The organism is Rouxiella badensis (assembly GCF_026967515.2).
Taxonomy (GTDB): domain Bacteria; phylum Pseudomonadota; class Gammaproteobacteria; order Enterobacterales; family Enterobacteriaceae; genus Rouxiella; species Rouxiella badensis.
In genome coordinates, this window is sequence record NZ_CP114062.1 from 1222974 (window position 1) to 1236938 (window position 13965).

At 55.2% G+C, this 13965-nt stretch carries 15 protein-coding genes; 3 read left to right on the plus strand and 12 right to left on the minus strand.

Translation table 11 applies throughout. The features are described from left to right. Positions 1-43: 43 nt before the first annotated feature. The 11 genes from O1V65_RS05825 to O1V65_RS05875 all read right to left on the minus strand — a co-directional run bounded on the left by O1V65_RS05825 (position 44) and on the right by O1V65_RS05875 (position 9375). Positions 44-1021: a lytic transglycosylase domain-containing protein gene (locus O1V65_RS05825; RefSeq protein WP_206023984.1), complete on the minus strand. Its 978-nt coding sequence runs from the start codon at positions 1019-1021 to the stop codon at positions 44-46. Continuing rightward, entirely contained in the window at positions 996-2054 is a 1059-nt protein-coding gene (locus O1V65_RS05830; RefSeq protein WP_017490908.1) for an EscU/YscU/HrcU family type III secretion system export apparatus switch protein, read from the minus strand. The genes O1V65_RS05825 and O1V65_RS05830 overlap by 26 nt, the downstream gene beginning before the upstream one ends. Then, positions 2051-2824, minus strand: a complete 774-nt coding sequence (gene sctT / locus O1V65_RS05835) for a type III secretion system export apparatus subunit SctT (protein ID WP_017490907.1) — start codon at positions 2822-2824, stop codon at positions 2051-2053. Before sctT ends, O1V65_RS05830 begins: the two co-directional genes overlap by 4 nt. Position 2825: 1 nt before the next feature. Continuing rightward, complete coding sequence (gene sctS / locus O1V65_RS05840) at positions 2826-3095, minus strand: type III secretion system export apparatus subunit SctS (RefSeq protein ID WP_017490906.1); 270 nt, start codon at positions 3093-3095, stop codon at positions 2826-2828. A 12-nt stretch (positions 3096-3107) separates the two neighbouring features. Then, a complete protein-coding gene (sctR, locus tag O1V65_RS05845) occupies positions 3108-3758 on the minus strand; it encodes a type III secretion system export apparatus subunit SctR (RefSeq protein ID WP_269130261.1) in 651 nt (216 codons plus the stop codon). Positions 3759-3841: 83 nt separating this feature from the next. Beyond that, positions 3842-4813, minus strand: a complete 972-nt coding sequence (sctQ, locus tag O1V65_RS05850; protein ID WP_165429213.1) for a type III secretion system cytoplasmic ring protein SctQ — start codon at positions 4811-4813, stop codon at positions 3842-3844. Further along, positions 4791-5264 carry a hypothetical protein gene (locus O1V65_RS05855; protein ID WP_017490903.1) on the minus strand — a complete coding sequence of 158 codons (474 nt, stop codon included), beginning with the start codon at positions 5262-5264 and terminating at the stop codon, positions 4791-4793. The genes sctQ and O1V65_RS05855 overlap by 23 nt, the downstream gene beginning before the upstream one ends. Before the next feature lie 2 nt (positions 5265-5266). Continuing rightward, entirely contained in the window at positions 5267-5647 is a 381-nt protein-coding gene (locus O1V65_RS05860) for a hypothetical protein (protein ID WP_269130262.1), read from the minus strand. Then, positions 5629-6957, minus strand: a complete 1329-nt coding sequence (locus O1V65_RS05865; RefSeq protein ID WP_084912197.1) for an EscN/YscN/HrcN family type III secretion system ATPase — start codon at positions 6955-6957, stop codon at positions 5629-5631. The genes O1V65_RS05860 and O1V65_RS05865 overlap by 19 nt, the downstream gene beginning before the upstream one ends. 1 nt (position 6958) lies before the next feature. After that, complete coding sequence (locus O1V65_RS05870; RefSeq protein WP_017490900.1) at positions 6959-9010, minus strand: EscV/YscV/HrcV family type III secretion system export apparatus protein; 2052 nt, start codon at positions 9008-9010, stop codon at positions 6959-6961. Then, positions 9007-9375 (minus strand): hypothetical protein, encoded by a 369-nt coding sequence (locus tag O1V65_RS05875; protein ID WP_017490899.1) that lies wholly within the window; start codon positions 9373-9375, stop codon positions 9007-9009. The genes O1V65_RS05870 and O1V65_RS05875 overlap by 4 nt, the downstream gene beginning before the upstream one ends. A 181-nt stretch (positions 9376-9556) precedes the next feature. Between O1V65_RS05875 and O1V65_RS05880 the strand changes: the two genes are divergently transcribed. Further along, entirely contained in the window at positions 9557-11263 is a 1707-nt protein-coding gene (locus tag O1V65_RS05880; RefSeq protein WP_269130263.1) for an ATP-binding protein, read from the plus strand. A 6-nt stretch (positions 11264-11269) separates the two neighbouring features. On the opposite strand, the gene O1V65_RS05885 is transcribed toward O1V65_RS05880, so the two are convergent. Continuing rightward, complete coding sequence (locus O1V65_RS05885) at positions 11270-11926, minus strand: two component system response regulator (RefSeq protein WP_026110398.1); 657 nt, start codon at positions 11924-11926, stop codon at positions 11270-11272. Positions 11927-12088: 162 nt separating this feature from the next. Here O1V65_RS05885 and O1V65_RS05890 point away from each other — a divergent pair, with 162 nt between their 5' ends. Beyond that, on the plus strand, positions 12089-12475 hold the full coding sequence (locus O1V65_RS05890; RefSeq protein WP_269130264.1) for a hypothetical protein: 387 nt from the start codon (positions 12089-12091) through the stop codon (positions 12473-12475). Between the two features lie 2 nt (positions 12476-12477). Next, positions 12478-13950: an EscC/YscC/HrcC family type III secretion system outer membrane ring protein gene (locus O1V65_RS05895; protein WP_084912200.1), complete on the plus strand. Its 1473-nt coding sequence runs from the start codon at positions 12478-12480 to the stop codon at positions 13948-13950. Positions 13951-13965: the final 15 nt, after the last annotated feature.

The following is a 13965-nucleotide window of genomic DNA, read 5'->3' on the forward strand; positions in this document are numbered from 1 at the left end:
GTGGCATGACGATTGAATCAAAGCGGCACGATGGGTTGTTTGACTAGAGCACGGCATGTTCATTAACTGAAGTGCCGTGTTTTTTATTGGCCGTAGTGGTTGCCTTTGGCTGTGAAAGCAGCAGGCCCAACAGTTTGTCGCCGAGAGCGATGTCGCTTTTATCCGCTTTATTCTCACTCTGGGTGTTCCTGGTCTTTTTATTAGCCGCGATTTCGCTTACCGGTGTCGCCTCGCTTGACAGCACTTCTTCCTGCTCAGACTTGCTGTTTTGCAACCGGTTGTAATGGCCCAATACCTTCTTGACGTAGTGCTGGGTTTCTTTATAAGGCGGGACAGCGCGGCCATACTTTTTCACTGCACCTTCACCCGCGTTGTAGCCTGCCAGCGCCAGCGTCAGATCGTTGTCAAAGTGCTCAATCAGCCATTTCATGTAGGTTGCACCGGCGCGCAGGTTGTGCTCCGGGTCCATCAGGTTGGTCACGCCGAAACGTTTGCCGGTCGCGGGCATCACCTGCAGGAGTCCGCGTGCGCCCTTGTGGGACACCGCCTGAGGTTGATAGTTAGACTCCACTTTTATCATGGCGTGAAGCAGGTCGGCATCGATACCCACTTCGTTAGACACCCGTTTAATCATTGGATGATACCGCGTGTTGTGCGTCAGGCGAGAGACGCCTGGGGACGCAGACTGAGACGCCTCTAGCGGCGCGATAGGCACAATGTTAGCCACCATCTGCGCTTCTGCGTCGTCATCCTGCTCTCCCTCTATCCGCCAGTTTAGCGGTACAACGGGGAAGTTATTCATATCGCTGACGCTGTGGGGCACGGTGGGGAACTTATTCAGCGCCGCCATCGAGGCGGTGCTCGCATCGGTGGCTTTAAACAGCACTGCCGCCGATTTTTTCGCCGCAGGCTGGTCGTCAAACCAGCCCAGGGGATGGGTGCATCCTGCGACCAGTGCACAGCAGGTCAGGGAAATCAAAACAGCGGTTGTTTTTTTAATCATCGTCATCGTCGTCGTCATAATCCAGTTTCATTGCAAGGCGCAAAATGTGCGCTACGGGTTCAAAGAGTTCGGCAGGGATATAGCCGCCTACCGGCGTGCCTGCGGCCAGGCTACGGGCAACCTGAATGTTTTCTACGACGGGAATGCCTGCCTTTTCAGCCAGATGGATGATGTGTAGCGCACGTTTATCGCGCCCCATTTCAATCACCTTCGGCAGCGGCGAGGTTTCCGGATGGTAAAAAAGACAGACGGCAACGTGGGTCGGGTTTTTGACTACCGCGGTAGACTTGGCCACGTTCGAGGCCAGGCTACCGCTTTGAATTTCTCGGTGTACTTCTTTACGTTTCTGCTTAATCTCCTGATTACCTTCGGAGTTTTTATGCTCTTGTTTTATGTCTTCAAGAGACATCATCATTTTTTTATTGTTGTCATACTTTTGAAACGCGATATCAGCGATGCCAATCACCACATAAAAACAGATAAGCGACAGCAGCATCCAAAACAGCAGGCGCACGCAGACCTCAAGTCCGGTGGTGACCGGATGCAGCGGCAGAAACTGAATCGACGGCGCGTTTTGGCGCAGCAAATAAAAGAAAATCAGCGACAGCAGCATGACCTTCAGCAGAGATTTGCAGAACTCGAACAGATTTTTTGCCGAAAACATGTTTTTTAAATTGGCGAGTACGTTGAGTTTCTTAAAGGAGGGCTTGAGTGCCTCCGTCGCCAGCAGCGGCCCAACCTGCGCCAGGATGGTAAAAATAGTGATAAACAGCAGCAACATACCCAGCCCGCCAACGAACCTTATCGCCAATGAGGTAAAGGCGGCGGTAAGCTGGCCTAACCCAAAGGTCAAAGGCTGATTGACGGCGCCAATGGCTAATTCGTGCAACTCCTGCAATGCCCGCCACAGCTCCTTTCCTTCGGTACCGAAATAGCCCAGCACCGCCACCAGCTGCATACCGCTGGTAATTTCCGCGCTCTTGGCAACCTGGCCTTTCTTACGCGAGTCGCGGATCTTTTTGTGCGTCGGCTTCTCTGTTTTTTCACTCATCGGAAGATACTCAGCATGGTTTCGCTGACCTCTGAAAAATGCATGCTGTAGGTGCGCAGGTCACCAAAGGCAAAGTTACAGCTAATAACCAGCATCAACAGCGCAAAGGCGCTCTTGATAGGCATCGCCAGGAAGAAGACGTTAAGCTGCTGGGCAGAGCGATTAATCAGCCCCATCGCCATATCCACCAGCATGATTACTACGATGGCGGGCATCGAGAAGCGCAGGCAAAGTTCATACATCAGGCGCCACTGGCGGCCAATAAAGGCCAGTCCGTCCGGGCCGAAACTGAGCGTGCCGCCGGGCGGCAGTGTGACGTAGGACTGATAAATAGCGTCGATAAGCTCATTAAAACTGCCGCTCATCAAAAACAGCACGCTGAATAATTGGGTAAAGAAGATGCCGAATAATGAGGACTGCTGGCCGAGCATCGGGTTGAGCACGCTGGCCATGGAAGAGCCACGCATGGTGTCTATCAGGAAACCCGCCATGTCCAGCGCCCAAAACGGGATAGCGGCGCAGAAGCCGATAATCAGGCCGATGCACAGTTCGCCGACGGCCAACATCACATAGCCCATTGCGCTGGTGGGCGACTGCCAGTCGCTGTAAACCGGCAGCATCGGCAGAGCGATGACCAGCAGCAGGGCGCTGCGGTTGAGTGCGCCGCCAAGGTTAGCGCTGCTGAACAGCGGCATGAGCAGAAACACCCCGAGCGGGCGCAGCATGCACATGCCTACGATAGGCATCCAGTGGGTCCACATGTTGGCCATATTATTCCCGCATCTGGGTTATCTGGTCGAAAGCCAGACCGGCATAATTGAGCAACACATCGCCCATCCAGTGATAGGTCACCGCCAGCGTTATCGATACCGCCACCAGCTTCACCAGAAACTGTATGGTCTGTTCCTGTACCTGAGTCAGCGCCTGTATCAGGCTGACCATCACGCCTACCGTCGAGGCGACCACCACCACGGGCAGAGACAGCAGCAGGATAAGCCACATCATCTGCGCCGCCAGTTGGGTAATCATGGCTTCACTCATCTCGGTCTCCGTTTATGAAAATGACAGAACCAGTTGGCCAAGCAATTTCTCCCAGCCTCCCATCAGGACAAAGATCAGCAGCTTAAGCGGCATCGAAATTGTCATCGGCGACACCATCATCATGCCCATCGCCAGCAGCACGTTGGAGACCACCAGATCGATGGCGATAAACGGCAGGAACAGCAGCAGGCCGATTTTGAAGGCCTCAATCAGCTGACTCACGGTAAACGCTGGGATCATCACCAGCAGGAAGCTGTCGGGAATGCGTTTCTGATATTTCTCGGGCCAGATTTTGTGGCCGATATCAGAGAAGAAATGCACCTGCTGCGGAGCGGTATTGCGTTCGAGGAACTCTTTGTAGGGCGCAAATACCTCGGATTCCATCTGGTCGATAAACGCCGGTGATTCAATCTTCACCGGATTGGCGGCGATGTTGTCCTGTATCGCGAGTCCGACCGGCGCCATGATGAACATACTCAGGATCAAGGCTAAGCCATAGAGCGCGATGTTCGGCGGGATCTGCTGAATACCCAGCGCGTTTCGCAACAGGGAAAAGACAATCGAAATTTTCAGAAAGGAAGTGCCGAGCACTATCAGCAGCGGCATGATCGACAGCGCGAAGAGTAGAATAATCAGCTGTAGGGGTTGGTCTAATATAGACATTTTTAGATCCTGATGAGGGGATATTGCGGTTATTATCCCGCGCTATCCCACCTTGGCCCATCAGGTGCAGACCCTAACTTGTCTTAACAAATGCTCTCGATTCTGACCGCCAGCCGAGAGTCAATCTCCAGCAACGTGCCTTTTGCAAACGGCAGTCCGCCGACCTTGAGCGTAACCAGACCGTCGTACTGCGTGGTGCCGGAGAGTTGACCGCCGACGTCCAGCTGGCTGAGCTCTTGCAACGACACCTCGAATTTGGCCACCTCAACCGTGACGGCAAAGGTGGTATTGAGCAGCGTATCTCTCTGCGAAGAGATAAACGAAGGGGAGGGCGTCACGTCCATCCAGTCATCAAAGTCGTTCATTATTTCCTCAAGGGTAAAAGTGTTGGGCTCGTGCTCCTGACGCAATGTCGCGATAGGTCGGTCAATAAAGAGTCCGTACTGGTCGTCGGCCACCTGCCAGCTGTGCTGGAGGATTAACGCATCGCCGGGGCCTAAAATATTCAGAATGCTGCTTTCTACCTTGCTCCAGCCCGCCAGCAGAGAGACACAGAGTTTGATATCAGTGGCGGTGTCATGATTTGAAACCGGGAAGGCTTCGTCAGACAGCGCCGAGACCCATTTTTCTGCGCCGGACAGCAGATAACAGCCCAGCTCCCGCTCTTCGCGGCGGATATAAACGTGCCATCCCATCTGCGGTTCTGCACTGCCCGCCTCGAGCCGTTCACTCTGCGGCCACGCCATGCTGTTGTTTTCACAGCATTCGCCAGCGTCGGCAAGCGTCCAGATACTCAATAAATCTCGAAACTCAGGCGGGGTCATAGCGAGAGAAGGCACCGTCAGCATTGGCTGCACCCACTGACACCACTGTTCTTCGTCGACCAGCAGCGTGAGCGGCTCGCCGTCGAAGGTGGCGTGGAGGACAAGACCGCTGACCGCCGGGCGCTGGCGGTAAGACACCATGAGTTCGCCGTTATCGTTAAGCCACTGTAGGCCGTTACCCACCCTGGCGACCAGGCTGCCGGTTTCTTTACTTAATTGCGGGATCTTCATCGCTAACCTCAACCTGTATGTCTTTTTCAAACTGGCGGATTAGCCGCTGTTGCAGTCGTTTGGCGGAGCCCAAAATTCTGATCAGCTTCTGGTGATCGACGGCTTTAAGGCGAATAAACAGTCCGTTTTCGCTGCTGCGTGCCTCAATTTCCAGCCCTGCCAAAGCACCATTGGTCAGACGCCAGCTAAGCCAGGCGTCGCGCGAGGCATATTTCGGCAGGGTCAGCTGCTTGAGCATTAAGGTATCCGCGCCTCTGGCGAGCGTGAATCCCCCGGCCGACCCGCTTGAACAGCCGAGCCTGCTGGTTACGCTGGCGGGAACCACGCGTGGAGAAATTGACGCCAGCAGTGAGGCAAAGCGGCGCTTATCCTCTTCGTCGGAGGAGTGACTGTCGCCGTCATTTTCCTGTACCGAGACGGTTCTGCGTTGTACCTGGGATGATATATACACAATTACTCCATCAATATTTTCAGTTTTTCCTGCTGCAACAAAATCTGACGCAACAGCTGTTGTTGTTTGTCCTGTTCGACCCGCCGCTGGCTAACTTCGTTGTCGGTATCTTCCACCTGCGCCAGCAGGTGGTGGTCCTGCTGATAATATTTGCCCAACTGGGCGCGATAGGCGCGTATTTCGAGCGGCCCGAGCGTTTGCTCGCTGCTGCTGCAATGCCGCCATTCGCTCCACAGCGTGCTGCGGTTTTGCAGCAGCGTGGTTTTGTGCGTTTCAAGCTGCTGGACCTGTTTGTCGAGACGGGCGATAGCGCTTCTAATCCCGCGCTCGCGGCGTACCTTCAGGGACAGCAGGGATTTGAGGGTCAGTTGAGTGTTTGGCATAGAAGTTCAAGCGTCTCCTCATAGCCATTCTTTTCAGTGGTCGACTGGCATAGAAACTCGCGAATCGCCTCTTTGCGTTGCATTGCCTCATCCGCCTCTTCATCTTGTCCTTCCTGATATTCGCCGACCCGGACCAGCAGCTCAATCTCCTGCCAGGCTGACATCAGACGGCGCAGTTTACCGGCGTTGTCGCGGTGATCTCGTTCTGTCACTTGACCCATGATTCGACTGACGCTGGCGGCGATATCGATGGCCGGATAGTGGTTGGCCTGTGCCAGCTTGCGGGACAGGACGATGTGGCCGTCGAGGATGGATCGCACCTCATCGGAAACCGGCTCATTGAGGTTGTCCCCTTCTACCAGCACGGTATAAATGGCGGTAATACTGCCAAACTCCGCCGGTCCGGCGCGTTCAAGCAGCCGCGGAAGACGGGCAAAGAAGCTTGGCGGATAGCCGCCCGCTGCCGGAGGCTCGCCCGCCGCCAGGCCAATCTCGCGCGAGGCGCGGGCGAAACGGGTGAGGGAGTCCATCATTAGCAGCACGTTGCTGCCGCGGTCGCGGAAGTATTCGGAAATCGCGGTGGCGGTATAGGCCGCCTTCAGACGTTCCAGCGCCGGGCGGTCGGAGGTCGACACCACCATGATGCAGCGCGCTCGCGCCTCTTCGGTCAGGGTATGTTCGAGGAATTCACGGACCTCACGGCCACGTTCGCCGATAAGCGCCAGCACGATAACGTCCGCCAGACTGCCGTCGCAGATCATGCCCAGAAGAGTACTCTTGCCGCCGCCCGCGGCGGCGAAAATGCCGATACGCTGGCCCATGCCGCAGGTCAGAATGCCGTCGATGGCGCGCACGCCGAGCGGCAGCGGGGTATCAATAAGTTGCCGGGTCAAGGGGTTCGGTGCCGCGCCTTCGAGGGAGCGTAATTCACCGCCTTCTGGCAGCGGAAACCCGTCGAGCGGCTGACCCATGCCGTCAAGAATACGGCCCAACAAAAAATCGCCGAGCGCTATCTGGTGTACGCTGCCGGTAGGGACCACACGACTGCCGGTGGTCACGCCCAGTGGTTCGGCAAAAGGCGAAAGCATGGCGTAATCGCCGTTGATCGCCACGACTTCGGCGTTGATGCCCGAAGGTTCAAGGCGACAAATTTCTGCCAGACTGACGCCCGGCAGCGAGGCTTTGAGCAGCGTCGGACCGATTTCAACCACCTTACCGGCCAGTTGTCGCCCGGCGTTTGGGTCGGCGGCGGGCAGTTGCAGGCGTTCGATCAGTTGTTCGAGGATATCCTCGCGGTCGGGAAGGCGCATTTTACTCTTCTCCTATCAGGTCAATATTGCCGACGACGTGCAGTTCCGTCTCTTCGCCTATCTCCTGGAAGGAGAGAACCTGAAGGTTATAAAACTCGCGTTCGATGACTTTGCGCAGGAAGCGACGTATGTCGATGGCGGTCATCAACACGTGAGTGCGGCGTTCTTCTTCTCCGGTCTGCTCGCGAATACGGTCGATAATGGCCTGATTTAACTCGGAATCGAGGGCTGAATAGGAGCCAGATGACGTTTGGCGAATCGCCTCGCGGATCATGCTTTCTATGACGTCGCCAATCATCCAGCAGCTAATCCACGGATTACCGGCTTTAAAGCGGGTCACCAGATGGCGTCTCAGACCGATACGCACATATTCCACCAGCATGATCGGGTCTTTTTCACGCGGCGCCCATTCGATCAACGCTTCGAAAATGCTGCGCAGGTCGCGAATCGAAACGCCTTCGGTGACCAGCCGTTGCAGCACGTCGGCGATGCGGCCAATCGGCAACTGGCGTTGAACCTCTTTGATCAGGTCAGAATATTTGCCTTCCATCGCGTCCATCAGGAAGCGGGTTTCCTGCACGCCAATAAACTCACCGGCATAGCGGTCAACCAGAATCGACAGGCAGTGAACCAGCCGGTCCTCGCTCTCATGTAGCGTAACGCCGAGCATCGAAAGGGCTTCTTTATGCGTTGGAGAGACCCACTGCAAACTTTGCAGGCTGAACGGCAGGCGCACGCTTTTTTCTGCCTGCGGCAGGGTCTGCGTCGAGACGTCGGCGAGCAGCAGGCCATCCGGTATATCGACTACCATCACCGCCTCCTGATACAGCATGATCTGCATGCTGCCAGCGCTTAGCGAGGCGTCCTGGAACAGCTGAACGTCCGGCAAGGGAATGCCCAGCTTTTCGAATTTGTTGTGGCGGAAAGCCTCGACCTTAGGCGCAAACTTGCCGGAGCGCATCAGGTCGGGGGACAGGCGAATCATCAGCGGTGTTGCGCCCGGGGTCATGGCAGCGCCACCCGCTGTGCCATTTTCGCCACTCGCGTCGGCACCAGGGCCGCTCGCGCCGTTGGCCTTGTTCTTGCTGCGTCTTTTAACCAGAATGGTGCAGCCGAATAGCCCAAGCGCCAGCATAATAAAGTAGATAGCCGGGAAGCCAGGGATCATCGCAAACACCAGCAGAACCACACAGGACACGGTCAGCGCCTGCGACTGCGAGCCTATCTGGTGGGCGAGGTCGCCGGCCAGATTGAGTTTCTCTTCGCCGGAGACGCGGGTAACGATTATCCCGGCGGTGATGGAGATAAGCAGGGCGGGGATCTGGCTGACCAGACCGTCACCAATCGACAGAATGGCGTAGGTTGACATCGCCTCGCTGGCGCTCATGCCGTGTGACATGATGCCGATGGCGGTCCCGCCGAAGATATTCACCAGAATAATGATGATACCGGCGATGGAGTCACCTTTTACGAACTTCATCGCGCCGTCCATTGCACCGTACAGCTGGCTCTCCTTCTGCACCAAGCCGCGCAGGCGACGGGCTTCTTCGGCGTCAATGGTCCCGGCGCGCATGTCACCGTCGATACTCATCTGCTTACCGGGCATGGCATCGAGCGAGAAACGTGCGCCAACTTCGGCCACACGCTCCGACCCTTTGGTGATGACGATAAACTGCACGATGGTAATTATTACAAATACGATAAGCCCGACGCCGAGATTACCGCCGACCGCGAACTGGCCGAAGGTGTAAACTATCTGTCCGGCGTCCGCCTGAAGCAGAATCAGACGCGTAGTACTGATGGTCAATGCCAGTCGGTACAGCGTCGTAATCAGCAAAACTGAGGGGAAGGTTGCAAATTCCAGCGGATTTCTGATGTACAGTGCCATCATCAGCAGGATAACGGAGATAGTCAGGTTCAGCGCAATCATGAAATCCACCAGCCAGGTTGGCAGGGGAATAATCATCATGAATACGGCAAGCAGCAGCATGGCCGCTAGCATAATATCCTGACGTGCGGCGATGATAAGCAGCCATTTTTGCAGGAGCTTCATCGGTGACCTCCGGCGATAATTTCAAGCATGCGGCGCATTGTTTGCAGGCAGGCCAGCCAATGACTCACGTCACTGTATTTTCCCGGTGAGCAGCTAAGCATTTGTTTTCCTTTTAGTTGCCATGTGCGTATGGGCGTGCCTTGGGTGCGGGCGGGATGACAGGCGCTCAGTGATTTAACGAATGCAGTACCCTGATAGGCATCCTCAATCTCTCGGCTCAGGGTCAATAAAATGTGCTCTTCCAGGCATTCGACGTAGAGCTGAAAGGGCGGCATGGAAAATTCCATTCGCGACGAAACCTGCGTTGAGGGCAGGTCAGCAAGCTGTAAAAACTGTTCCAGTCGCCGTTCGGTTTGTAATCCCATCCGGTCTCTCTGATAATTTATTGATAAAGGTACCGGGGAGGCTTCCCAGGCTGCGGCTATCATCGGCAAAGAGCCTGTTCAACACTATCGGGTAAACACCTGAATCAACGCCTGAACCGCCATCCTCAGCGTCGTGATGCCGCTGTTTCGCCTTTTGAAATACGTCGGGGGCCTCAAAATTATGAAAAAAGTGAGCGAAAAGAATCTGCTGTGGCAGCGCGTACTGGGTTTTTACCAAGGGCTGGGGCGTCGGGCAAAACAGACCGTGGATGTGTCACCGGGCGGCGTCGAGCAGACCCATTTCAGAAAGAGCGAGCACATTGCTAATATTGGCCACGAGATACGAACACCGATGAACAGCATCGTGGGGGCGTTGGTGCTGTTGCAGCGTTCAGAACTCACGGCCGAGCAGCAGGGGCTTGTTGAGACCGCGACTATGTCCTCCGACTATCTCCTCTCTCTGATCAACAATATTCTCGACTACAACCAGATAGAGCTCGGCAAGCTTGAGCTGACCTACGAGCTGGTTCCCCTTTTGCCGCTGCTGGACAAGGTCATGATGGCGGTGCGCCTGCGGGCCGAGGAAAAAGGCCTGACGCTTAGCGCGTGGGTGGCCAATGATATTCCAGCCGAAATAATGATGAGCCGCATTCGGGTTAAACAAGTTCTGATAAACCTGCTCGGCAATGCGATTAAATTCACCCAACGGGGCTACGTTAAGCTGCACGTCGAGGTGCAGGACGAGCGTTTGGTGTTCGCTATCGAGGACAGCGGTGAGGGAATTGATGAGAGCCAGCATCAGCAGATTTTCCGTCCTTTCGTGCAAGTTAGCGCACACAGCGGAGGTAACGGTCTGGGGCTGACTATCTCCTCGATGTTGGCGCAGTCGATGGGCGGAGATATTCTGCTGTCTAGCCAGCCGGGTCAGGGGGCCAGATTTACCTTTTGGTTACCGGACGGGCCGCAGCGCGGAGAGAAAATGCGCCTGAGCGGTGAAATCGTCGCGCCCGCGGAGCTGCATCCACAGCTGCTTGAGTGGGGGCTGACCCCGGTTGAGGGAATGAACCATGCGCTGGCGTCTCATGCACTGTCCTATCTTCCGGGGCGTTTGTGGCGAACGGTCGCTACCCTGCTGCAGGGCAATGATTATGAAGAGCAAAGCACAGCACCACTGATTCTGAGCCCGTGGTCGCTGAAGGTGTTAATCGTTGACGACGTAGCGGCTAATCTCGAGGTATTGAGCAAAATTCTGCGTGACCTCGGGCATCAGGTTGATGCCGCACACTCCGGGCAGGAGGCGCTGTACTGCGGGCGAGAAGGCATTTATGACATGATATTGATGGATCTGCGCATGCCGGAAATGGACGGTTTCACTACCGCACAGCGTTGGCGCGCTCCCGAGTCTGGCATGCTGGACGAAGACACGCCCATCGTGGCGTTGACCGCCGACGCGCTTTCCAGCGAGCGTGAGCGGGTCATGGAAAGTGGGATGCACGGTTATCTCACTAAGCCATTGCAGATGCCTAAACTCATGGAGGTCATCGAGAACGTGGTCATGCTGCAGCTTACGCGGGGCATTGAGCTGATGCGCAATCCTTCGTTGGGGAAACCGCTGATTGACGTGCAGTTGGACGAAAAGTTACGGGACGAAATCTGGCAGACCTTCAAGACCTTCGCCAATCGCATCGAGCAGAGTTGGCTGGGGTATCAGCAGACGCAGCTGCTGGAGTCGTTGCATGCGATTAAAGGCTGCGCCGGGCTGTGCGGTTATCTGACGCTTCATGACCACTGCGCCAAGATTGAGGAGGAAGTGATAGCAGGGGATTGGCCTGATTCTTCACGTATTCAGCCGCTGATTGACTTGCTGCGGCGCGAAAGTTTTAGCTGAGAAAGCTCAATTGTGGATCCCCAGGCGGATTGCCCAGTTGGTGAGCTCGACCGCGCTGTGGGCATCGAGCTTGCGCATCAGATTCAGGCGATGGGTCTCTACCGTCTTGATGGTAATCTTCAGGCTCTCGGCGATGTCGCGGTTGCGGCTGCCTTCGGCAATAAGCTTCAGAATCTGGCGTTCTCTTACCGTCAGGCGTACCTGACCGTCCAGCAATTTATCTGTTTTGATTATCTGCTGCTCGTCGAGCGAAGGGTCGATGTAGGAACGCCCTGCGGCGGCCATTTGCAGTGCCGAAAGTAGGGTCTGCTGCGGACTTCTTTTCAGGATATAGGAAATCGCGCCCGCGCTGAGTGCGGCCTTAGCGCGGTGCTCGTTGTTGTCGGCGGTGAGCACGATGATAGTTAACTCCACCCAGCGCTGCTTGAGCTGATGAATCACATCATTGCCGTCCATGCCAGGCAGCCCCAAATCAAGTATCACCAGGTCAGGATGCAGCTGCTGACAGGCAGCGTAGACCTTCAATCCGTCTACTACCACGCCCACCACCTCGTAATCAGGCAGGGAAGAGATAAGCTGGGTAATGCCGTCGCTGAGCAAAGAGTGATCCTCGACCAATAGAACCCTTTTTAACGCAGGATTATTCTCCGTTCGAACTGTCATTATTTACCGTCTTTTAGGGAAGGTTGATTGAGAATTATATAACAAATAGCTTGAAGCTTCGCTGTTCAATTCACCGGCTTAATAAATCAGGTCAACACCTGATACCGAAATTACGTCTACATCCGCAAAATAGCCGCTCTTTTTCAATGCAATCGAGATGATATGAAACTCCCTGACTCCCTTGCCGCCCTGGAGTCGGTCCACGTGGTAAAAATGCGTAGCGATCGGCTGATACTTGACGTGGCGGAGCAGCGGGCCTGGTGTAGCTGTTTTCCACAGGGCGTTTGCATCGCGATGGATACCGGTCTGACCGTCAGTGATGTCGACTGGCTCCAGCGCGTTTGTCTGTGGTTCGCCTCGGTTCCCACCTGCGTTAACGATTCCCTGTTGGTTGAAAGCGAAAGGTTGTTTCTACTGCGCCTTAATCGCACCACGTTCTCGACTCAGGAATGGGAAGCTTCATTGAGTAAACAGCAGGATATTGCTGACTGGCTGATCAGATTTGGTGAAAAATCAGGCATCCTCCTTCACCCACATTCTGGAGCATAGAGATGAGAAAAAACCTGTTACTGGCCGTGGGCCTCGCCTCGATGCTGTGTCATTTTAGCGCCCTTGCCAGCCTCCCCTGGCAAGGGGATGACCCCTTTTTTCTCTCCAGTCGAGGAAGCAAACTCACCGACGTATTACACGATTTGGGGGCCAACTATGGGGTTCCCGTGGTGGTTAGCACGCAGGTTGATGAGCCTTTTATTGGCGTTATCAAAGATGTCTCGCCTTCAAAGGCGCTGGACGAACTCGCGCGGATGCACAAGCTGGCCTGGTATTACGACGGGCAGGCTATCCACATCTATAAGGCCAGCGAAGTCGGCAGCCAACTGATTACGCCTACCTATCTGCCGGTTAGCGAGCTGATTAGTCAACTTGAAGGCAGCAATATCCTCGACAACAAACATTGCCAGGTACGCGCGCTGCCGTCTTCGAACGCTATGCAGGTCGAAGGCGTGCCCATTTGCCTGTCTCGCGTGGAGACGCTGGCGAAACGTATTGACCAGCAGAAGCTGAATCACGACCAGAATCAGGAAAAGATCGAGCTGTTCCCGCTGAAGTACGCCAGCGCGGGTGACACCACCCACAGTTATCGCGGCCAGCAGATAGTGATACCCGGTATCGTTAGCATGCTCAAAGAGATGGCGCAGGGGCGCACCCTGCCGCTGAAAGAGAATCAGGGCGAGCAACAGCCTGCCGACCGTTCACTGCCGATGTTCTCGGCGGATATTCAGCAAAATGCGGTAATTGTGCGTGACCGCAAAATCAATATTCCGATGTATGCCTCGCTGATTAAGAAATTCGATATCAAACCGAAGCTGATCGAAATTTCGGTGATGATCATGGACGTCGATTCAACCGAGCTCAAATCGCTGGGCATCGACTGGTCGCTGTCGACGCAAATCGGCGGCGGAGGTATCAGCCTCAACAGCAGCGGCGCGCCGTCGTCGAGCAGCTTTTCTTCGATTATTACCAATACCGGCGGCTTTATGGTCAAGCTCAGCGCGCTGGAGAAAAACGCCAAGGCGCAGCTGCTCTCGCGACCTTCGGTCGTCACGCTCGACAATACCGAGGCGGTGCTGGACCGCAGCGTAACGTTTCACACCAAACTTGTTTCTGAAAAAGTGGCCAAGATCGAGTCGATCACTACTGGGTCGCTGCTCAGAGTCACGCCGCGTCTGATAAACCAGGGCGGTCACCCAGAAATGATGCTGAAGTTGATTATCCAAGATGGCAAACATACGGACGCCCTTAGTGAACATGAACCTCTACCGCAAACGAGCAACTCTGAGGTCTCGACGCAGACCTTGCTCCGCGCCGGTCAAAGCTTACTGCTTGGCGGCTTTATTCAGGACGAAGTGAAAGAGAGCGAGAGAAAAATTCCGCTGCTCGGAGATTTACCGTTGGTGGGAAGTTTGTTCCGCTCTACCGATAAAACCAGTCGCAGCACAGTGCGTCTGTTTTTGATTAAACCGTAGTGAGGGTGTTTAATG

Excerpts from the sequence above, each read along its gene's own strand:
- sctT (WP_017490907.1), bottom strand. The coding sequence starts at position 2,824 with ATGGCCAACATGTGGACCCACTGGATGCCTATCGTAGGCATGTGCATG.
- O1V65_RS05885 (WP_026110398.1), bottom strand. The coding sequence starts at position 11,926 with ATGACAGTTCGAACGGAGAATAATCCTGCGTTAAAAAGGGTTCTATTG.
- O1V65_RS05880 (WP_269130263.1), top strand. The coding sequence starts at position 9,557 with ATGAAAAAAGTGAGCGAAAAGAATCTGCTGTGGCAGCGCGTACTGGGT.
- O1V65_RS05860 (WP_269130262.1), bottom strand. The coding sequence starts at position 5,647 with ATGCCAAACACTCAACTGACCCTCAAATCCCTGCTGTCCCTGAAGGTA.
- O1V65_RS05865 (WP_084912197.1), bottom strand. The coding sequence starts at position 6,957 with ATGCGCCTTCCCGACCGCGAGGATATCCTCGAACAACTGATCGAACGC.
- sctQ (WP_165429213.1), bottom strand. The coding sequence starts at position 4,813 with ATGAAGATCCCGCAATTAAGTAAAGAAACCGGCAGCCTGGTCGCCAGG.
- O1V65_RS05895 (WP_084912200.1), top strand. The coding sequence starts at position 12,478 with ATGAGAAAAAACCTGTTACTGGCCGTGGGCCTCGCCTCGATGCTGTGT.
- O1V65_RS05825 (WP_206023984.1), bottom strand. The coding sequence starts at position 1,021 with ATGACGACGACGATGACGATGATTAAAAAAACAACCGCTGTTTTGATT.
- sctR (WP_269130261.1), bottom strand. The coding sequence starts at position 3,758 with ATGTCTATATTAGACCAACCCCTACAGCTGATTATTCTACTCTTCGCG.
- O1V65_RS05830 (WP_017490908.1), bottom strand. The coding sequence starts at position 2,054 with ATGAGTGAAAAAACAGAGAAGCCGACGCACAAAAAGATCCGCGACTCG.
- sctS (WP_017490906.1), bottom strand. The coding sequence starts at position 3,095 with ATGAGTGAAGCCATGATTACCCAACTGGCGGCGCAGATGATGTGGCTT.
- O1V65_RS05890 (WP_269130264.1), top strand. The coding sequence starts at position 12,089 with ATGAAACTCCCTGACTCCCTTGCCGCCCTGGAGTCGGTCCACGTGGTA.
- O1V65_RS05875 (WP_017490899.1), bottom strand. The coding sequence starts at position 9,375 with ATGGGATTACAAACCGAACGGCGACTGGAACAGTTTTTACAGCTTGCT.
- O1V65_RS05870 (WP_017490900.1), bottom strand. The coding sequence starts at position 9,010 with ATGAAGCTCCTGCAAAAATGGCTGCTTATCATCGCCGCACGTCAGGAT.